General features: G+C 46.3%; 20 protein-coding genes and 1 riboswitch. Of the genes, 8 read left to right on the top strand and 12 right to left on the bottom strand.

Going from position 1 to position 20,452, the window contains the following annotated elements:
* Positions 1–7: 7 nt before the first annotated feature.
* Positions 8–664 carry a 3,4-dihydroxy-2-butanone-4-phosphate synthase gene (gene ribB, locus AC5O63_RS03125; RefSeq protein WP_494503885.1) on the bottom strand — a complete coding sequence of 219 codons (657 nt, stop codon included), beginning with the start codon at positions 662–664 and terminating at the stop codon, positions 8–10.
* Positions 665–783: 119 nt separating this feature from the next.
* A riboswitch (FMN riboswitch) is annotated at positions 784–931 on the bottom strand.
* A gap of 202 nt (positions 932–1,133) precedes the next feature.
* On the opposite strand from ribB, the gene AC5O63_RS03120 reads away from it, so the two are divergent.
* Positions 1,134–1,523, top strand: coding sequence for a VOC family protein (locus tag AC5O63_RS03120; protein WP_494503884.1), 390 nt, complete (start codon positions 1,134–1,136; stop codon positions 1,521–1,523).
* A gap of 2 nt (positions 1,524–1,525) precedes the next feature.
* Positions 1,526–1,954 (top strand): hypothetical protein, encoded by a 429-nt coding sequence (locus AC5O63_RS03115; protein ID WP_494503883.1) that lies wholly within the window; start codon positions 1,526–1,528, stop codon positions 1,952–1,954.
* Positions 1,955–2,020: 66 nt separating this feature from the next.
* Here the strand turns inward: AC5O63_RS03115 and AC5O63_RS03110 are convergent, their stop codons facing one another.
* The 4 genes from AC5O63_RS03110 to AC5O63_RS03095 all read right to left on the bottom strand — a co-directional run bounded on the left by AC5O63_RS03110 (position 2,021) and on the right by AC5O63_RS03095 (position 5,912).
* The gene (locus AC5O63_RS03110) at positions 2,021–2,707 is read right to left on the bottom strand and encodes a COG3650 family protein (protein ID WP_494503882.1); all 687 of its coding nucleotides are present in this window, start codon (positions 2,705–2,707) and stop codon (positions 2,021–2,023) included.
* Positions 2,708–2,844: 137 nt separating this feature from the next.
* Positions 2,845–4,230, bottom strand: coding sequence for a TRAP transporter large permease (locus AC5O63_RS03105; RefSeq protein WP_054961034.1), 1,386 nt, complete (start codon positions 4,228–4,230; stop codon positions 2,845–2,847).
* Positions 4,217–4,774, bottom strand: a complete 558-nt coding sequence (locus tag AC5O63_RS03100; RefSeq protein WP_054961033.1) for a TRAP transporter small permease subunit — start codon at positions 4,772–4,774, stop codon at positions 4,217–4,219. Before AC5O63_RS03100 ends, AC5O63_RS03105 begins: the two co-directional genes overlap by 14 nt.
* A gap of 64 nt (positions 4,775–4,838) precedes the next feature.
* On the bottom strand, positions 4,839–5,912 hold the full coding sequence (locus AC5O63_RS03095; RefSeq protein WP_486788276.1) for a TRAP transporter substrate-binding protein: 1,074 nt from the start codon (positions 5,910–5,912) through the stop codon (positions 4,839–4,841).
* A 214-nt stretch (positions 5,913–6,126) separates the two neighbouring features.
* Between AC5O63_RS03095 and AC5O63_RS03090 the strand changes: the two genes are divergently transcribed.
* The 6 genes from AC5O63_RS03090 to AC5O63_RS03065 all read left to right on the top strand — a co-directional run bounded on the left by AC5O63_RS03090 (position 6,127) and on the right by AC5O63_RS03065 (position 12,846).
* Positions 6,127–7,512: a cache domain-containing protein gene (locus tag AC5O63_RS03090; protein ID WP_494503881.1), complete on the top strand. Its 1,386-nt coding sequence runs from the start codon at positions 6,127–6,129 to the stop codon at positions 7,510–7,512.
* Positions 7,509–8,141, top strand: a complete 633-nt coding sequence (locus AC5O63_RS03085) for a response regulator (protein ID WP_494503880.1) — start codon at positions 7,509–7,511, stop codon at positions 8,139–8,141. Before AC5O63_RS03090 ends, AC5O63_RS03085 begins: the two co-directional genes overlap by 4 nt.
* The gene (locus tag AC5O63_RS03080) at positions 8,138–9,082 is read left to right on the top strand and encodes a LysR family transcriptional regulator (RefSeq protein WP_494503879.1); all 945 of its coding nucleotides are present in this window, start codon (positions 8,138–8,140) and stop codon (positions 9,080–9,082) included. Before AC5O63_RS03085 ends, AC5O63_RS03080 begins: the two co-directional genes overlap by 4 nt.
* Positions 9,083–9,203: 121 nt before the next feature.
* The gene (locus AC5O63_RS03075) at positions 9,204–10,778 is read left to right on the top strand and encodes an acyl CoA:acetate/3-ketoacid CoA transferase (RefSeq protein ID WP_494503878.1); all 1,575 of its coding nucleotides are present in this window, start codon (positions 9,204–9,206) and stop codon (positions 10,776–10,778) included.
* A 120-nt stretch (positions 10,779–10,898) separates the two neighbouring features.
* Positions 10,899–11,633 carry a beta-ketoacyl-ACP reductase gene (locus AC5O63_RS03070; protein ID WP_494503877.1) on the top strand — a complete coding sequence of 245 codons (735 nt, stop codon included), beginning with the start codon at positions 10,899–10,901 and terminating at the stop codon, positions 11,631–11,633.
* Between the two features lies 1 nt (position 11,634).
* The gene (locus AC5O63_RS03065; RefSeq protein WP_494503876.1) at positions 11,635–12,846 is read left to right on the top strand and encodes an acetyl-CoA C-acetyltransferase; all 1,212 of its coding nucleotides are present in this window, start codon (positions 11,635–11,637) and stop codon (positions 12,844–12,846) included.
* Between the two features lie 111 nt (positions 12,847–12,957).
* Here the strand turns inward: AC5O63_RS03065 and AC5O63_RS03060 are convergent, their stop codons facing one another.
* The 7 genes from AC5O63_RS03060 to fdhF form a co-directional block, all read right to left on the bottom strand.
* On the bottom strand, positions 12,958–13,164 hold the full coding sequence (locus tag AC5O63_RS03060) for a hypothetical protein (protein WP_494503875.1): 207 nt from the start codon (positions 13,162–13,164) through the stop codon (positions 12,958–12,960).
* Between the two features lie 69 nt (positions 13,165–13,233).
* On the bottom strand, positions 13,234–13,788 hold the full coding sequence (locus AC5O63_RS03055) for a class IV adenylate cyclase (protein WP_494503874.1): 555 nt from the start codon (positions 13,786–13,788) through the stop codon (positions 13,234–13,236).
* Positions 13,789–13,875: 87 nt separating this feature from the next.
* Positions 13,876–14,220 carry an antibiotic biosynthesis monooxygenase family protein gene (locus AC5O63_RS03050; RefSeq protein ID WP_494503873.1) on the bottom strand — a complete coding sequence of 115 codons (345 nt, stop codon included), beginning with the start codon at positions 14,218–14,220 and terminating at the stop codon, positions 13,876–13,878.
* A gap of 216 nt (positions 14,221–14,436) precedes the next feature.
* On the bottom strand, positions 14,437–14,994 hold the full coding sequence (locus tag AC5O63_RS03045; protein ID WP_494503872.1) for a hypothetical protein: 558 nt from the start codon (positions 14,992–14,994) through the stop codon (positions 14,437–14,439).
* Between the two features lie 140 nt (positions 14,995–15,134).
* The gene (locus tag AC5O63_RS03040; RefSeq protein ID WP_494503871.1) at positions 15,135–15,506 is read right to left on the bottom strand and encodes a hypothetical protein; all 372 of its coding nucleotides are present in this window, start codon (positions 15,504–15,506) and stop codon (positions 15,135–15,137) included.
* Positions 15,482–15,850: a hypothetical protein gene (locus tag AC5O63_RS03035; protein ID WP_494503870.1), complete on the bottom strand. Its 369-nt coding sequence runs from the start codon at positions 15,848–15,850 to the stop codon at positions 15,482–15,484. The genes AC5O63_RS03040 and AC5O63_RS03035 overlap by 25 nt, the downstream gene beginning before the upstream one ends.
* 152 nt (positions 15,851–16,002) lie before the next feature.
* On the bottom strand, positions 16,003–20,214 hold the full coding sequence (gene fdhF, locus AC5O63_RS03030) for a formate dehydrogenase subunit alpha (protein WP_494503869.1): 4,212 nt from the start codon (positions 20,212–20,214) through the stop codon (positions 16,003–16,005).
* Positions 20,215–20,452: the final 238 nt, after the last annotated feature.

Here is a 20,452-nt window from a genome sequence, read left to right as displayed (position 1 = left end):
TATCTTTTTAAGCGAGCTTCAGTTCAATCTGCTGGCGGTACATCACCATATCTTCAATGGTCAGTACTGGCATATTGTGTAGCTTACCAAAGGCAACGATTTCTGGCGTTTTCGCCATGCTACCGTCTGGGTTGGTCACTTCGCAAAGTACGCCTGCTGGCTGAAGACCAGCCATCTGCATGAGATCGATTGTGCCTTCAGTATGGCCGCGGCGAGTAAGTACACCACCTTTGCGCGCACGCAGTGGGAAGACGTGACCAGGTCTTGCTAAGTCTGAAGGTTGCGCTGTTGGGTTTGCAGCAGTCTTGATAGTCGTCACGCGGTCTTGTGCGGAAACACCTGTTGTCACACCCACTTTCGCTTCAATTGAAACCGTAAACGCAGTTTGGTTTGCGCTGTTGTTGTTTTCAACCATTGGGGTCAGTTCAAGGCGGTCTGCTTGCTCTTCTGGCAGGCATAAACATACAATACCGCTGCATTCGCGAATCATTAACGCCATTTGCTGCGTTGTAAGTGATTCAACTGAATAGATAATGTCGCCTTCATTTTCACGATCTTCATCGTCAAGCAAAAGTACGCCACGGCCCTCTTTAAGGGCAATAAGTGCGTTTTCAACGCGAGTAATTGGTTCGCCGAATTCGGCAAGTAGAGATGACTGATTCATGGTTAACTCCTAAATATCACCAGAATCAGGGCATACATGAGCACTGAGGTATAAACCCCAGCCAAAACGAAATGCACCACGACACACTTAGATCAACCGCTCTTTGCATGGTGGTGTGTTTTCATTCTCTCTCATCCGGACTTTAACCGTCGGCTCTGGGTTTTCACCAGATCTGCTGACCTCGACGTATCGAGCGCTCGCGGGCTCACCCTAAACTCTGAAGGGAATACCGCCGGTGGGGAATTTCGCCCCGCCCTGAGAATAAATAAACGTTTGCTTAAATAGCGCAGAGATTGTATCGGTTTTGACAGGGAAATCAATATCGTGCCGAGAAAGCTAAGATTTAAGCGTTTAGTTTTCAAGCAGAAAAGGAAGTGATAATGGGAAATTTTCGCCTCAAATCTCATCTCTTTTTTACCTTCTCGTTCGTCTTTAATCTGATGTTTATCGAGACTAAAGAGGCAAAGTGATGAAAATCGAGCATATCGCAATCTGGACAAAACAACTTGAAGTGCTTAAAGAGTTTTACATTAAGTACTTTGATGCGAAGGCCAACGAAAAGTACCATAATCCAAGCAAGAAATTTTCTTCGTACTTTCTATCCTTTGATAGCGGCTGCCGACTAGAGCTAATGGAGATGGTAGGGGTACCAGAATCAAAAGATGATTTGTATGAACAGTTTACGGGCTTAATTCATTTTGCGATTTCATTGGGTAGTGAACAGGCTGTGGATGAGTTAACGGCTCGCTTGGTCGCGGATGGGTATGAGAGAGTTGATGGTCCAAGGCATACCGGCGATGGCTATTATGAAAGCTGTGTGTTTGACCCAGATGGTAATCGACTAGAACTAACGGTATAGAGATGGATAAAGATAAGGTTTTACTGCAACTATTCAATCGGGAAGCTGAGCCGCAAGCTTTGGTGAGCAAAGAAGCCTTAACACCAACGCAAATGCAGAGTAGAGAGTATCGACATTGGCTTGAAGGTAAGCGTGAACTTACGCTTGACGATGTTGTGGGCAATCATTGGATTAAGACCTGTACTGGCGGCTACATTACCGAAGTCGCTTTTCATTGCGATGGTACTTTAGACGAGTATCGATTGTTTGACCGTTTCCATACTACGGGGAAGTGGAGATTGAAACAGGGGCTCGTCTCGGTAGAGATCTACAAAGGGGAGAATTCCTACAGTTTTAGCGTTGTCGGTAACGCAGAGATCAATATTCATTCTGCGGTAGAACACAAGAATGGCGAGCTTCACTCCTATCTTAAGCTGTCGCAGATTAAATAGGGAAACCTTTACTGGTGAGTTGTGCCTATTTAGGGCTACCAATGGTGTTTGGTAGCCCTGTTTAGCTTACTTAACTGGCTTGGTATGAACATCCACTTCGCCAGTAGCTTGATTTACTTTTGCATGGTAGGTGAAGTCGGGATCACCGTAATGCTTGAAGGTGAAGCGAAACTCTTCGGCAGGTGCCCAAATCTCGACATCATAAACCGCTTTAATATCGTAACCATCTTGTTGATAAAGCTCTGTCGCCATGACTTTCTCCATGGCACTTTGTCGTTGTGCTTCGAGATCGATCACTGGCTCTACAGATGGGTTACTTGGGTAAGACTCTCCGTTGAAGCTCATCAGTCGGTATGCGCCATTACTCCAAACGATAAAGTCTCGCCAACCACTGCGGTAGCTATCAGCTAGTAAGATTGGCGTATCGGTGACTGTCATGTTGGTGATGACTTGGCCTGAGTGATCGAAAATGGTCGCACTACAGCCGCCGCTGCCACAAAAGTAAGGATCTCGAATTAGAACAAAATACTCGGGATTACCATCGCTGTTTAAGTCCGCTTTCCCTGATAGATATTCGACATTGTCAGTGGCTAGCGAGAGTCCTTCTGGGGCTAAAATCTGTGAGTCTACCCATTCTGCAATCTGGGCATCAGCATTCTTATCGGCCGCATTTTCGATGTCGCCAGTTGATGAGCAGCCAAACAAAGATAGTGAGCCTGAGATTAATGCTGCGGCAATAAGTTTGTTTTTCATCCAAGTTGTCTCTGTAGTGTGTTGTAGCGTCTAGTATACTCACTACTTAGCATTTTGAATAAATGTTTTGATATCAAATAAAAAGCCAACTCAAACATATGAGTTGGCTTTTGGATTACTATACTTTGCGAACAAGGTTAACCGTAGGCAACACTTGGGAACCAAAGAACTAACTGCGGCCAAACAACCAAACAGATAAGTGCGACTAACTGAATGGCGATAAACGGAATAACGCCGCGGTAGATATCTTTTAGTGCGACACCCTCTGGGCAAACCCCTTTCAGGTAGAACAACGCAAAGCCAACAGGCGGGGTTAGGAAGCTCGTTTGCAGCGCCATAGCAACCAACATCACGAACCAAACCAAGCTTGGGTTATCCACCACACCGTGACCATCCAGTTCAATTCCTAGGCTTGCGATGACTGGCGCGAGTAGTGGCAGCGCAATCAAGGTGATTTCAATCCAATCAAGGAAGAACCCAAGCAGGAAGACGATCATCAAGATGAAAGCGATAATGCCATAAGGACCAAACGGTAAGCCGCTTAAGAATGACTCAATGAGTTCATCCCCACCTAGCTCTCGCAACACTAAAGCAAAACAAGAAGCGCCTAAGAAGATCATAAAAATGTAGGCCGTGGTGCCGTAAGATGACAGTAGTACCTCTTTCAGTACTTTGAGGTTAAGCTTCTTATTGTAAGCCGCGAGCATAGTTGCACCCATCGCACCGATGCCGGACGCTTCAGTTGGCGTAGCCACTCCAGCGAATATAGAGCCTAGTACACAGAAGATCAGCATAACGGTAGGTGTGATGTCTTTGAAGACCTGCAGAATCAAGCTCCAATCGACAGGCTCAACATCTTCTGGCACAGGTGCTTTGTCCGGATTCATCTTACCTACAACCAGAATGTAGATGATGTACAAACTACCCAGTAGCAAGCCCGGCATGATGGCACCCATAAACAAGTCACCGACCGAGAGACCAAGTTGATCCGCCATGATCACGAGCATAATGGATGGGGGAAGTAAAATACCCAGTGTCCCTGCTGATGCGACGGTGCCAAGAGCAAGAGGTAGGTGATAGCCCTGACGCATCATGCTTGGCAGTGACATCACGGTTAACAACACCACAGAAGCACCGATGATCCCAGTAGAAGCCGCTAAGATGATACCAATTGCCATCACAGTAATGGCTAAGCCACCGTGTACCTTACCAAACAGAGCCTGCATTGAAGCCATGAGCTTTTCTGCGATTCCTGATTTATCGAGCATGTTACCCATGAAGATAAACATAGGTAGGGCAACCAAGATCCAGTTGTCCATGATCTTGTAGATACGGTTAACCACCAAACCTAAACTGGTGTAATCGAGGCCAGTAAAAGTATCGAGATAGATATCCGCGAAATACCCTACTGCCGCAAACACAACGCCAATACCACCAAGTACGTACGCAACTGGAATGCCGGTAAACAGTAACAGGATAAACGAGCCAAACATGGCTATCACAATCCATTCATTCGCTTCCATGATTTGCTCCTTTTGATTGTTCGCCGCCAAACAAAGTTTCTAAATTGCGCAGAATTCTCGCTAGCATCGACAGCAGTAACATCGTAAAACTGAGTGGGATAACGCTTTTGATAAGCCAGCGATAAGGCAGTCCGGATGGGGACGCAGAACTTTCATTTACGCGCCAAGACTCATAAGCGAAATCATAAGAGTGAAGAATCACAATCACGACAAAAGGTATCGCTAGCAGGGTTAGTCCAAACAGATCGACGAGTGCTTTTTTACGCTCCGAGAACTTGTGATAAAACAGATCGACGCGTACATGTAGGTTGGATATTTGCGCGTAAGCGGTACCAAACATTACCGCCGTTGCGTACAGGTGCCATTGCAACTCTTCAAGCGCGATTTGGCCATTGGAGAAGACTTTTCTCAGCACTACCTGAATGATGATCACTGCAACTAGGGCTAGGTTCGTCCAAGCCAAGGCCTTACTTGCGGTGGTGATTAAGCGTTCGATGTGGCAGTACATAGGGACCGTCGGGGTTGAATACAACACTTTGCTCATTGGTTACTCCTTACAACCATGGCCGACGCTTTCACGTCGGCCTTTAAGTCCAATTTACGCAAGCTTATTGGCTTTGGGTTTCACGAGGTAAGAAGCCGTTTGCTGCCCACAGCGCGTACCCTTCACGGAAGGTGCTTAGGTCACTCCAGACTTTATCGAAGAATGGGTCGGCGGCTTTTTTCTCATCAACCACTTCTAGCCAAGTATTCTCAAACAGGTTGAGCATTTCCTTGTTCCAGTAACGGATTTCTACGCCGTTTTCCTTAGCTTTTTCCATCGCAGCAAATTGCAGTGCTTCACCTTCTGCAATCGAGTAGGTCATGGTTGCCATACAAGTGGTTTCAACCGCGGCTTGTTGAGTGTCACTCATCTTGTTCCACGTATCTTTGTTGATCAGCAGCTCGAATACGGTCGATTGTTGGTGCCAGCCCGGGAAGTAGTTGTACTTAGCCACTTTGTGGAAACCTAAACGTTGGTCAATGGCAGGCTGAGAGAATTCTGAAGCATCAATCGCCCCCTTCTCTAGAGCGCCGAAGATCTCACCGCCAGGTAGTTGAACCGTACCAACACCAAGTTTTTCCATCACCGATGCGCCAAGGCCGAAGAAGCGCATGTTAAGACCTTTTAGATCCTCTGGTTTCTCGATAGGCTTACGGAACCAACCCGATGTTTCCGGGGAAATGATCGCACAAGGCATCACTTTTACGTTGTAGCCACCTTGGTCATACATCTCTTGATAGAGCTTTAGCCCGTTGCCGAAGAACAGCCACGCCATGTATTCCCCCGCTTCTGGGCCAAATGGTACTGCTGAGAAAAGCGCAGACGCAGGAAGCTTACCTTGCCAATAACCAGCGGTTGAATAGCCTGAGTTGACCTTACCTGTAGATACTGCGTCTAAGATCTCAGCTGGATTGACCAATTTACCTGGCTCATAGATCTTCATTTTGATCGTACCGCCCGAGGTTTTGGTGATGTGATCGGCGTACCATTGAATCGGTGTACCGAGAGCAGGTAAGTGGCTACCAAAAGCGATTGGGGTTTTCAGTAGTACCTTTTTATCTGCGGCTTGAGCGCTGATAGAAAGACCTGAAGCTGCAAGAGTGAGTGCAGTAGCGATGGCAACTTTCTTAAGGTTCATGAGGGTGTCTCCTTGTTAAGCTGAGTTCCTTGTCAATATTGAGAAATGTGAACATCGCGTAGTAATTTGTGTTAATGCAATGTTACATTTGAGCTTAAGTTTAGAGAGGGGATTTATTGCTCTCTATTGGGAGAATTGCGCAAATTTAGTCGGTATTAAGTGCAATTTTCCGAATAAAGTTTCAGTAAAACTACGTACAAGCATGGATGGCGAAATGGGATTTGTAAGTAACAGAAGGCTGACACTCAACATCATTCTACTATCGATAGTTCCATTAATTATCGTAGTGGTGATTGTTGCTAGCATCCTATTTAGTCAAGCAAAACAGCTAGTTGAGGAGCAGGTCGCCTTGACCCGAAATAATGTCCTGGCGGTCAAGAAGCAAGAATTAAAACAGTACGTAGAAATGGCAGTCAAAAGTGTCGAGCCTTACTACCTAGATGACTCGTTAACTGAGGAGCTCGCCAAGCAAATTGTTGCCGAAAAGTTGAGCAGCCTCACATATGGCAGTGATGGTTATTTCTTTGCCTATACCTGGGAAGGCGATGCGCTCGTGTTGCCATATCAAACAGATAGAATAGGCAAGAACTGGTGGAACGTCGAAGATGTTCAAGGAAAAAAACTGCTGCAAGAGCTCATCGAAGCGGGAAAAAGCGGTGGCGGTTTTGTCGATTACTTATGGCACAAGCCATCGAAGAAAGAACCACTACCCAAGCTGAGCTATGCGGTCTCGCTTGATAAATGGCAGTGGATGGTGGGGACAGGGGTCTATCTCGACGATATTGAGCGACAAGTCGAGCATATGCAAAACGGCTTTGACCAGAATGTTGGCAAAACCAGTACCGCCTTGTTTGGTTTGGTGTTTGTTGCCGTATCTGTCATTGCTGCATTGGGTGCTTCACTCAATCTCAATGTTCGCCGTTTAGCGAATCAGCAGCTAAGCGTATTGAATCAACAGATTATCGATTCGCAAGAGAATGAACGTCGCCGCGTATCGCGAGAGCTGCATGACGGCGTCAATCAGTTGTTGGTCGCCGCTAAATACCGTTTAGACAATGTTTCCCAAGAAGCGAATGAAGAGAAAAAAGAACTTGAACTCGATGCGAGTAAAAACGCTATGGAGCAGGCGATTGTTGAATTGAGAAGAATTTCGCGTGATTTACGCCCGCCGCAGCTGGATGACTTAGGGCTGGTGGCGGGGATTGAAGCCTATATAAACGAGCTAAGGGAGCGTACGCAGTTAGAGCTCGTGTTCGAACACGATATAGATGGAGAAGAGTTTTTACCAGAAGTAGAAACAACCTTGTATCGGGTTGTGCAAGAGGCACTGCATAACGTCGAAAAACACGCCAATGCACAAGGTGTCGACGTGATTATGCAAAGAGAAGGCAGAATGTTGATTTTAACCGTCAGTGACGACGGAGTCGGTATTCCGGCCAAGAAACTAAAATCAGGAAAGCGCAAACAACCTATATTTGAACATATGGGATTGCAGAATATGAAGGAAAGGATTCAGGCGATTGGTGGCACATTTGCCGTAACCAGTGAGCAGGGACAAGGTACAGAAGTACGAGTGAGCTTAAACATGGAGTTTGTATGATTAGACTTGTATTAGCCGACGATCATCGTTTGATGCAGGACGGGCTAAAGTCGCGACTTGAAAGGGAAGACAACCTAGATATTCTCGCTTGTGTGGGAACAGGTATCGATGCACTCGACACCACACTGTCACTGAAGCCCGATGTGTTGTTGCTCGATATTAATATGCCGGGCCTCAATGGGATTGAAGTCTTAGAGAAGCTCGAAAAAAGCCATTCACGCACGGCAGTGATTATGTTGTCGATGCACGATAGCCGAGACTACGTCGTTCGCTCTGTCAAATCAGGGGCGAAAGGGTATGTGCTCAAAGATGTGGGTTCTGAAGAGTTGGTCATGGCAATCAACCAAGTGGCGCAAGGGCGTTCTTATTTGTGTCCTCAGGCATCAGACCGATTGCTTGAGCAGATAAACAATAAGCCAGAGCCAAAAGACGATACGCTGACTAACCGCGAGTCAGATGTGCTAAAAGCGATTGTTAATGGTGCGTGTAATAAAGATATTGCCGACTCACTTCATATCAGTGTTCGTACGGTAGAAACGCATCGACTCAGAATCAAAAAGAAGCTGGGCGCTACCTCAACAGCCGCGTTGGTCAAACTCGCTCTGCAAAAAGGCTTGGTGAGTGAATGACAACGAATCTGCTTTCAAGTCGACAGCCTATTCTGGATAAGATCGTCTTTTTTTGTGCCGTGATTCGATTTGGCTCTTTTCGTGAGGCGTCCATTCAACAAGGTATTTCTCCTGCGGCGGGCAGTCGGTGGGTTAAAGAGCTTGAAGAAGCGATGTCTGTCGAGCTAATTAAACGCAGTACACGGCAGTTGATCGCCACTCAAGCAGGTCAATTACTTTATGAGCGCTTTTCTCCGCTACTGCCCGACATTCATAGCTTGTGTGAAGAGGTGCAAAATCTAGCTGAAGAGCAGCGTGGTGAGATAAAGCTCTCTTCCACCCCTTTATTTGCACGTCAATATTTGACCAAGATTGTCGCCGAGTATATTGAAATGCACCCTCAGGTGAATTTTAAGATCTTTATTGAGGCAGGAGAGTTTGATCCACTCAGTATCGACTTTGCGTTTCGTGCCAGTGCCAGTTATGACGGTGAGCCAGAACAAGATTCGTTACTTGTACGTAAGCGGCTGCTGCGTGAGCCTTTATATTTATGTGCTTCTCCCCAATACCTCGCTAAACATGGTATGCCAGAAAATCCTAATGAGCTTGGTCAGCATCGTTGCCTATATGCGCGAACCTTGGTTGGAGGCAACCGATGGTGTTTTGAGCGTGATGGAGAAACGGAGATAGCCACCATTCAAGACACTCTAGAGTGTGACAACAGCGAAATGCTGCTTGATCTTGCCCTAGAAAATGCTGGGATTGCTTATCTACCTCATTCCTTGGTGAGCAAGCTAATTCAAGATGGCGATCTGCAACACATCATGCAAGATTACCAGTGTGCGAGTTTTGATATCGACCTGTTTTTCCGTCCAAGAACGCCAATGCCAGAACGTTGTCTCGGCTTTAAACAGTACCTCTATCAGAGGGTCGAAGAGATCTGTGCCACTCACTCCCCCTAGCTAAAAACTATTCCTAATATGAAAATCACAATCTCTATTTGTGCAATTAACAACAGCGCCGACAGGAACTAAGCTGATTTGGTAGACAGAAACTCGGGCAGAGACAACAAGGAAGGTTGAAGTGGTCGCAAAGCTTACGCCAGAACAGGCAGCGCAATGGATTAATGACGGTGATTCAGTATTACTCGGGGGGTTCATTGGCAGTGTGGTGCCTGAAGCCATTGAAAGAGCCATTGGGGAGCGTTTTACTCACACTCAGCAACCGAAAGACCTTACTTTGATTTTTGCCGCAGGGCAGGGCGATGGGCAAGGCCGCGCTGTTAATCATCTTGCAAAACAAGGTCTAGTGAAACAAGCCATTGGTGGGCACTGGGGTTTAGTCCCTAAGCTACAACAACTAGCGGTCGACAACCTGATTCAAGGCTACAACCTTCCTCAAGGTATTATCTCTCACTTATTACGTGACACCGCAGCAGGTAAGCCGGGCACGATTAGCAAAGTCGGGTTAGGTACGTTTGTCGACCCTAGAATCGAAGGGGGAAAAATCAACTCAGCAACCACGCAGGAGTGGGTAGAGGTGATTGATCTGCTTGGAGAAGAACACCTGTTCTATCATAAACTGCCCGTCAATGTTTCCATATTGCGAGGCACCACAGCCGATGAGAACGGTAACATCACTATGGAAGATGAGTGCCTAATTGTTGAAAGCTTAGCGGCGGCGCAAGCAGCAAAGAACAACGGGGGTAAAGTGATCGTTCAGGTGAAACGCGTCGTCGAAGCCGGAACGCTCGATCCACATGCGGTGAAGATCCCGGGGATTTTTGTTGATGCTGTGGTTGTGTGTCAAGACGAGGCAGAGCATATGCAAACCTTCGCCACCATGATGAATCCTGAGTTTGTAGGAATCCCAACTCCTCAAGAGCACGCAATACTTTCTGAGTCTAACCAGCCTACTAAGCTTGATGCGAAAACCATTATTGCTCGTCGCGCCGCGATGGAGCTAGAAGCTAACTCTATTTTAAATTTAGGGATTGGTGCTCCTGAATATATCGCACAAGTCGCGCAGCAAGCGGGGGTTTTGGAGCATTTCACTTTAACGGTTGAGCCGGGCGCCGTGGGTGGAACGCCGCAAAGTGGATTGGATTTTGGTGCCTCTCGTCTACCACAAGCCATTATCAGCCAAGATCAGATGTTCGATTTCTACGATGGTGGCGGCGTCGACCAAGCCTTTCTTGGCTTAGCCCAATGTGACAAAAGCGGTAATATTAATGTCTCTCGTTTTGGCAGCAAAATTGCAGGTTGTGGTGGTTTCATCAATATCACGCAGAACGCGAAGAAGGTCTATTTTTGCGGCACTTTTACCGCACAAGGTTTACAAGTTGAGGTAAATCACCAAGCTTTGACTATTATTCAGGAAGGTCGACAGAAAAAGCTCATTAACCAAGTAGAACAAATTACGTTTAGTGCTAAGCAAGCCGTTATGAGTAACAAGCCTGTTCTGTACATCACCGAAAGAGCGGTGTTTCGCTTAACGGAGAATGGATTAGAGCTAATAGAAATAGCTCCGGGTATGGATTTAGAGCGAGACATCTTGCAGCACATGGATTTCGCTCCTGTCGTCAGTTCGTCATTAAAATTTATGGATACTGCAATCTTTGACACGCAGTTTCGACTCAAAATTAGTAAAGATGAATAGCGGTTCAATCGTTCATCAACTTCCAATCAAGGCAGACACCGATAATTCGGTAGGCGAAGTGCGTTTGCGATTGATTGGTTTTACTCGTCAGTTTTTTATTTTGCCCATAAGGATTAAGACATGTTTGAGAACAAAATTTGTCTGGTAACAGGCGCAGCGCAAGGAATAGGTCGAGCAATCACTGAGAGATTCGCTCACAACGGAGCGAAAAAGGTATACGCCTTAGATATGAATTCGGACGGATTAGCCGCGGCATTTTCTGATGTAGAAAATGTGGAAGCTGTTACAGTGAACATTTGCGACCGACAAGCAATTGCTGAGCTGGTGGAGTCAATTAAACAACAATACTCGCGCGTAGATGTGTTAGTGAATAACGCAGGTGTGACCCGAGACGCACTGATCGACAAAATGACAGAGCAAGAGTGGGACTTTGTACTAGACGTTAACCTAAAAGGTGTATTCAACCTGACTCAAGCCATCGCGCCGTTAATGATGGAAAACAACTACGGCTCGATTGTGACTATGTCTTCAGTAGTTGGGACCGACGGCAACATTGGGCAAACCAACTATGCGGCTACAAAAGGTGGGGTTATTGCCATGACAAAAGGGTGGGCGAAAGAGTTTGCTCGTAAAGGGGCTCAAGTTCGCGCCAACTGTGTAGCACCTGGCTTTATCGAAACGCCCATGACCGCTGATTTGCCGGAGAAAGTTCTCGATATGATGAAAGGCAAAACGCCACTTGGCCGTATGGGGACAACGGAAGATATCACCAATGGCGTCGAGTTTTTAGCCAGTGACAAATCAAGCTTTATCACTGGGCAAGTTCTTAAAATAGATGGTGGGTTGGTACTCTAAGATGACCGAGAAAGTCTATATTGTTGCTGCCAAGCGAACTCCGATTGGCAGCTTCCTTGGCGGGCTAAGCTCCCAATCTGCCGTTGAATTAGCGAGCTTAACCATTAAGAGTGCGCTTGCCCAAGCCGAACTTGCTCCGACCATGATTGATGAAGTGGTGGTGGGTAATGTGCTCGGTGCAGGTTTAGGGCAGGGGGTGGGTCGGCAAGCCGCTATTCACGCAGAGATACCTGTTACAACCCCTGCGTATACCTTGAACATGATCTGCGGCAGTGGCATGAAATCCATACTCAACGCCATAAACTCGGTACGAAGCGGTGACGCAAACCTTGTGGTTGCTGCAGGCACCGAAAGTATGAGTAATGCTCCTTTTGTGGTGGATGGGAAGTGTCGCCAAGGCAATAAAATGGGCGATATCTCCATGGTTGATACTATGCTCAAAGATGGCTTAACGGATGCTTTTGGCAGTTTTCATATGGGTATTACTGCTGAAAACATTGCCAAGCGCTATGAAATAAGCCGTGAGGAGCAAGACGCATTTGCCCTGCGCAGCCAATCAAGAGCCGAGCAGGCAATTAAGTCTGGTTGCTTTGAACAAGAAATCGTTCCTGTAGTGATTAAATCACGCAAAGGTGAAAGCGCTGTGAATCTTGATGAGCATCCGAGATTCGGTACGACCATAGAAAGCTTGTCTGGGCTTCGCGCGGCATTCGATAAGCAAGGGAGCGTAACGGCAGGTAATGCCTCCGGCTTAAATGATGGTGCGGTAGCCTTGATTGTTGCCAGTGAGCAAGCGGTTCAGCAACATGGGCTTGCTCCTTTGGTTGAGGTAGTGGCAACAGGGCAGGGTGGTGTTGAGCCTGATGTGATGGGATTAGGCCCAATCCCGGCGGTAAAACAGGCATTGCAACGCGCAGAGCTCGAGCTGAGTGATATTCAAAGGTTAGAGCTCAACGAAGCCTTCGCTTCGCAAGCCATTGGAGTGATGAAAGGGCTGTCTGAACAGCATCAAGTGCCTTACGATTGGTTTGAAGGTAAAACCAACGTCAATGGCGGTGCGATAGCCCTTGGGCATCCAATCGGTGCATCGGGTGGCCGAATTGTCACTACGCTGATCTATGAAATGATCCGCTCTAAAACTCAACTCGGTCTCGCCTCACTGTGTATCGGTGGTGGTATGGGTACTGCGTTGATTCTCAAGCGGGTTAGTTAGCTAGTGTTGAAGGTGTGCTTAAGCAAACCAAAGCTAAGTCTAGAGTCGTGGCTTAGCTTTGTTGGATAACTAGGTTAGTTTTTAAATGCTGTGTTATCAGTTAGCGGCTGTTCAAGCGCTTAAACCTTGATAGAGAAAATACACACCCAAGCCAAACTGAAAAGCGATGATGAGCCAGTAAGCTATGGGGTGTGACGCCTTACTCACATCAAACCATCCCCACCAATCAAGAACCAATATGGTGTCAGTTTCTTCTTTGAGCAAATCCCAAATTGTGAGAGCAATTAAGGTTATTCCTATGATTATCGCGATGTTCATGCTTATTTCTCTGATGAATCTAATGTCGCTATTGAGTGATGGAAAGGAGGTGACTTATCCTTTAAATAGTTATTGGCCGAACTTTTCTACAAACATCTGCTTATACGACTTTGTCTGTAATTCTGAGTCAGTGAGACCAAACTGACTGGCGAGAGCTTCGAGTTCGGATTTATAGTCAACAAGCATGGACTCGTCGTCTGTCATTATGGCGAACTCGGCAAAATCACCGATATCTTCTAGCGAATCAACTGTGATATGAAATTTGCCAACAAAATAGATGCTTCTTAGTTTTGTTGCTTTTAAGGTGATTTCATAGCCCATGGTTTGCAGCATGCTTATAGCACTGACTTCGTCGGTGATATTCGTTGCTTCACATCGATCTGCTTCTGGCCCTTTTACTATCCACAACTTGATTCCAGATGGCTCCATTTTACGGATACAGACACTCTTGTTTTCGGCGAGCAGCGTTTTGTTAGGAGTATCAAAGTACCAGTCGGACTCTAGGTTGTCCTGCAGCATAACTTCATGCGGAATCTGGTTTAAAATCTCCAAGAAACTCGCTTTTGACTCTAGGCTATACTTCAGTTCTACCTCGTACTTGCCTTGAAAATGCTTGTTACTCATGTGTTGTCTCAGTCGATAGAAGTATGGTTTATCACAAGAAGAAAATGGTAAGCATGGTCGGAGGTATACCTCCTTGAAGTTGTATTTCTAACCATGAACATCGACACTATCTTGTGGTGCTTCAGAGCGTTCATCCATACCATAGTCTCGAAGAACACTAGCAACCCTCAAGCGGTAACTTTCAAAAACACCGTTTCGGCCTTTTGATTGAGCTAGTCTATGGCCTTCTAAACGACGCCATTCTTGAATTGCGTTTTCGTCTCGCCAAAATGACAAAGAAAGAACCTTCCCTTCATTGCTAAGGCTTTGGAAGCGCTCTATTGAAATAAAACCTTCAATTTCTGAAAGGAGTGGTCTGAGTTCATTGGCAATATCAAGGTACTCCGAGGTTTTACCTTCCGCGACTTGAACTTCAAAAATTACGGCTATCATTGTCCACCATCTGCTAATCAATACTTTAGCTATTTTAACGAGTTAGCTGTTGATTAATATGACAAGCAGCAAATAACACTCCACTAGATCAGCTCATTTAACCGCTTTGAGGGGCAATTCTGAGATTGATAAGTGCCAATTGCTATGAGCTTGATAGTGCATCGTAAAGTGTAAGCATGGTTCCCAACACATTTTGGAGTTGGTCAATGTTATACCTTAACATTGAACCCACTTACGCTTACTTTCCTTAGAGCGCTGAATTTTGTTCGCTTTAGAAAGGTCATTAATTGCTTTAGAAAAGTCAGACTTTGAAAGCCCTAATTGCTTTTGTAAATCGGGGTCTAGGGGTCTTGGAGATTTTAACGCCGAGTATACCTTGTCTTCAGGCGTTTTAGAGGTTGATATTGGTTTTGGAAGGTTAACAACTGTGTCATCCTTAGTTCGAACTACTCTACAAGTGACTCCAAATTGCACACATTGAAATTCAAAGGCCGCTATTAAACTTTCGTCATTTGTATAGAGTTCAAAATTAACCGAGCCAAACTGCTTCTTTTCCAACGAAGACAAGATTCTAGAAAGATAAGCGATTATGTAAAAGTCAGCTTGATTTGAAGCAGAAGGATAGTCAGATAAGAATAAGAACAAAGACTTTTCGCAAACTAGTTTTACAGCTTCAGATTTGGAGAAAACAAAAACCTTGTCCACTACCGTTGCTTTAACTTTCTCTAACTCTTTTAAACCGATGTTCTCGGCATCCACAAAGATCATTTTCATATCGTCTTGCCTTTTTCATCCGACAAGAACAACTTTAGACAAGACACACTTTAATATCAATTAAGTGGCATATCATCTACAGAGGTGCAGCTAACCGAACCAAAAATGCCAAAGGTTAGCCGCCACTCTTAAGTCGTTTGTTAGCTGTGCATTGCCCCGTATTTTGAAAATTCCTGCCTAATACGTTCATCGATGAAATCAACTGGAGCTAACTCTCCTGAATGCCTGTTACATATAAAATAACGATGCATCGAAAAGTCGTAACGGTTATTGAAGCCCATTATTCCTAGTAGATGCTCAACACTCTTTGGTTCAAAAAAGAGTGTCAAGGGAATACGCTGCTTCTCATGGTAATCAAAACCAGAAAGTGAACGCAAAAATGCCAATGCAGATTTTTTTTGTTGTGCTGTACCAATGAGACCATATGATACCGCTGTAATGATCCAAATATCAGTGTAATAGTACTTAATGTCTACCTGAACACCTTCTAGGTGTACTTGTTGGATAACCACCCCCCCCCTTCGATACCGGGGAGATCTATGTGTGACCAACAGCCTAATTTGCCGTTATTATCCATTGAAGGTTTGATCAAACCTTTAGAAATGTTCCAAGCATCAGTTGAGCTAGTAGCCATGACTGATTTGACTTGGAGTTTCTTCGTTGCCATTTCTGAATCGATGATTACGTCATATCCGTTGTCATCTACATCCGAAATATAGACTTTAAGGTAATAATTATTAATAGCGGCTGCTAACTGAAAATCATACGAAAGACGATTTAGCAACAAAGCTTCTCGTCGAGTGGAGTTCTTCGGTAAATTGAAGAACTTATCTAATTGATTATCAAATACTTCCATTACTTACTCGTACAGCTGTCAGGAAGATTTTGACTGCAATCAGTTCTTCCTTAATTCTTATTGTTTTTTATCGTACCATGTTAGTATTTTTGTAGTTAAACAAAAAGAGCCAACCTTCTGGCTGACTCTATTTCCTTATTTTAAACGGCTAGTTAGGCATGGTTGTCTGCGGCTTCTAGCGCCTCAACCCTTACAGCTGCGACCTTAAACTCTGGGATCTTCGCGTGTGGGTCGGTGGCTGTAGTGGTGAGCCTGTTTACTGGCGACTCGACGAAGTGGAAAGGAATAAAGATCACCCCTTTCTGGATTCGTTTGGTCACAAACGCATCGATCTCTATCTCTCCTCTTCGGGTTGAGACTTTCAATCTTTGACCATTTGAAATCCCCAACGCTTCGGCGTCTTGTACACTGATCATCGCTCTTGGCCCAGCAAGTTTGTCGAGCCCTTTGGTTTTACGCGTCATGGTTCCGGTGTGGAACTGTTCTAACACTCGGCCTGTGGTAAGCACTAGCGGGAACTCTTCATCAGGCAGCTCGGCTGCGTAGCGGAATGGAACCCCAACCATCTGCCCTTTACCGCGAGTGAATTGGGTTTGGTGCATGATGCGTGTGCCGTTCGGGTTGTTCTTATTGCTCGGCCACTGGACACCTTCCGGCGTAATGTTATCCCACTTGAGGCCTGCATATTGTGGCGTGACACGGGTAATTTCCGCTGTTATGTCAGCGACATTTTGATAGTGCCAGTCACTGCCCATTGCATTGGCGATTTGTTGGATGATCCACCAGTCCTCTTTTGCTTCTCCCGGAGCGTTGACTGCGGCGTTGACTCGTTGCACGCGACGTTCTGTATTGGTGAAGTGACCCGATTTCTCGGCAAACGAGCATGAAGGTAAAACCACATCTGCGTACTGAGCTGTCTCAGTTAAGAAAATGTCCTGCACCACTAAGAAGTCGAGCGTTTCTAACCCTTCAATTACATGGGCTTGGTTCGGGTCACTCAATACTGGATTCTCACCCATAATGTACAATCCGCGTACATCACGTTGGCATGCGCCATCAATGATCTCGGTGAGTGTTAACCCAGGTTCTGCTGGCAGGTCAGGTGCGTTCCACTCAATAGAGAACTTTTGGCGTATCATTGGGTTATACACCTTTTGATAGCCAGGGTAGTTGTTTGGTAGTGCACCCATATCACAGGCACCTTGAACATTAGATTGACCGCGTAGTGGGTTGATGCCGCCACCTTCGATACCAATGTTGCCGCACAAAAGCTGCAAGTTGGCGATTGAGCGAACGTTGTCGTGCCCCGTTGTATGTTGGGTAATGCCCATAGAGTAGTAGACTGCGGTACGTTTGGCGGTGCCTATGGTGCGCGCCATGGCAAAGATGTCTTCAGCGCTGACTCCAGTGACTAGCTCGACTTTATCTAAGGCGTAAGCAGGGGACATCACTTCTTGAAGTAAGGTATCGAAGCCATCCACACGCTCTTCTATGTACTCTTGAGCGTACCAACCGTTTTTAATGATCTGCTGCATCACACCGTTTAACAGCATGACATCTGTCCCCGGTCTATGAGCGAGGTACAGCTCAGCATGGTCGACCATATCAATCCGTTTTGGATCGGCGACGATCAGTCGAGCGCCATGATGACGAATTGCCTGCTTGATATGCGAAGCGATAATCGGGTGCGCAGACGTGGTGTCTGAGCCTATGATAAAGATAACATCTGAATGTTTAATGCTTGGGATGTCGTTGGTCATTGCGCCACTGCCTAACGAGGCTTCAAGACCGGTAACGCTAGAGGCATGACACAAGCGCGCGCAGTGATCGACGTTATTAGTGCCAAGCTCACGACGGATAAACTTCTGGAATGCATAGTTATCTTCGTTGGTGGTTTTCGCTGACGAGAAACCTGCCAACGCATTGCCACCGAAGTCTTGCTTAATCGAAGAGAACTTCTTCGCGACTAAATCGATCGCTTCTTGCCAAGTGGCGGGTTGTAACCAGCCATCTTTGCGGATGAGTGGTGTGGTAAGCCTTGAATCATCATTGATAAAGTCGAAGCCAAAACGGCCTTTGACGCACAGCATGCCTTGGTTAACGGGAGATTCTGCACCTTTAACGTAGCGGATTTGATTGCTCGCCTCATCGACATGCATGGTGAGTTTGCAGCCAACCCCGCAATAAGTACAAATGGTATCGACTTGTTTAAGTTGTTCGCTGCGACCTTGAGAGCGATCTCGGCTATCGACCATTGCGCCTGTCGGGCAGGCTTGCACACACGCTCCGCATTGCACGCAGTTGGAGTCACCCATGAGCAAACGACCATTTCTCGCTGAGCCAAAGTGCGGTCTATCATCGGGGCGAAGGGCAGGGCGTCCTTTCTCATCGTGAACAAAATTGAGAATCCCGTGAACGGCTTGTTCGCTACATGCCTGAATACACTGACCGCAGCTGATACAGCGGTTAGCATCGAACTCGATAAACTGCGAACTGCGGTCAACGCTGAACTTGTGTCTAGGATCTTTACTGCGCAGTGTTAACCAGTCTTGATGAGATTTCACCTCTAGCGAGACTTTGAACTGCTGCTCGGCACCATATTCTGTTGAGTAGTCACGTAAATCACATTGGGTGTTGGCTTGGCAGCCACATTCAAGGCAGCGCAGTGCTTCTTGAATGGCGTCATCGTTATCGAAACCCAGTTCAACTTCGGCAAAGCTCTGCTCACGTTGCTCTGGAGTGAGCTCTGGCATAATGCTTCGAGCGACTTTTTCGATATGTTCGAAGTGAAGCGGATCAACTTGAGAGAGTTTCTTCTCTTTGCGCGAGTTGAATTCTGGCTTAGGCATATCTGCCATGTCACCATTGAGGTATAAATCAATCGCTTTCGCAGCAATGCGACCATCTCCCACGGCTTCTACTGCGGTAGCAGGGCCGCGCCTGAAATCACCAATACTGAATATATTGCCTGTCCCCGTGTGCATGGTGGCGTCATCTGTTTGCGCGGTATTCCAACGAGTCAGTGGGATAGAGAGTGAATCGTTCTTCAGAAAGCTCAAATCAGGTTTTTGCGATACCGCAGCAATCACGGTATCAAACGCTTCAGTGAAGAACTCACCAGTGGCTTGTGGTCGACGACGCCCTGAAGAATCTGGAGCACCTAGCGCCATTTTCTCTAACCGAACTGAACTGACACGACCATTTGAGTCGGCAATATTTTCGGCAGGATTGGTCAAGAATAAGAACTTCACACCTTCGTGTTCGGCTTCTTCAATCTCATAGTCTTCGGCGGGCATCTCTTCGCGAGTACGGCGATAAATCAGGGTGGTATCTGCTCCGGCTCGGCGTGCAGTTCGAGCGCAATCTATTGCTGTGTTACCCCCGCCGATTACTGCAACCTTTTGGCCAGTGGTGTAGTGCTGCTCAGTGACATAATCTTTGAGGTAATCCACACCTAGGTAGCAGCCATCTAAATCACTGCCCGGATAGTTCATCTCCACAGCGAGTGAGGCTCCAACAGCGAGACACACCGCGTCATAATCTTCGCTTAATTGAGATAAGCTAAAATTCTCACCCAGCTTCTGATTCGTTTTCACCACCATGCCGTTACGGCACATTAATTCGATCTCTTTGTCGAGAATCGCTTTAGGGAGTCGGTATTCAGGGATCCCATATCGAAGCCAGCCGCCGGCTTGAGGCATAGACTCGAACACCGTGACATCGTAACCTTCATTGGACAAGTAATAGCCCGCAGTTAGGCCACCCGGCCCACTTCCGACAATTGCAATGGAAAGGTTTTTGGCTGGTTTTTTCTCTGGTACATAAGATTCTTGCGCTGCAAGGTCAGCATCAGCAGCGTGACGTTTGAGTTGTCGAATGGCTATCGACTCATCAACCAGTGAGCGGCGACATTCACTCTCACAGAATGCAGGGCAAACACGCCCAATTGAAAGCGGCATTGGCAGTGTCTTCTTGATTACTTCAATCGCTTTTTGATGATCGTTCTGTGCGATGAAATATAAGTAAGACTGTATATCGACACCCGCAGGGCAAGCGGTTTTGCATGGCGCTTCACAATCGGCGTAGTGATCTTGCATGATCCGGTTGAGTGCTTGCTTACGGTGGGCGCTGAGTTGTTCTGATTGGGTGATGACATTTAACCCAGAATAGACTTCTAATTCACAAGCACGCTTTGTTCCGCCACTTTCTACTTCGACGACACATAAGTCACAAGGGACTTTTTGGTCAGATTTGTTCAGGCCACATAGTGAGGGGATGTCTACTCCACACACTTTGGCCGCTTCTAGAAGGGTCGAGCCTTGCTCAACAATTCGATACTTTCCGTCTATTACGATTTCAATCATAAGACCCCCGCAGCATAAATATAGCCACACATTCTATAAGGATAATATGTCGCAAGGAAAGTTCGTGTGACAAAAAACTCAATCTTTAGATATTTGTTGGATCAGGTGAGCTGTGCTTTCCCTGCAATTTTTCAATATGGGCGCTTTATCACTGCGGTTTGTTGATAAGCATCAATTGAAGTTTGATACACCTCTTTAGAGGTATGTATCTCGATCTCATTGCTCGCAAAAATAACCG

The organism is Vibrio sp. SCP2, from assembly GCF_059295395.1.
Note: the sequence above shows the minus strand (reverse complement) of the source record. Positions and strands in the feature narration are given on the sequence as shown.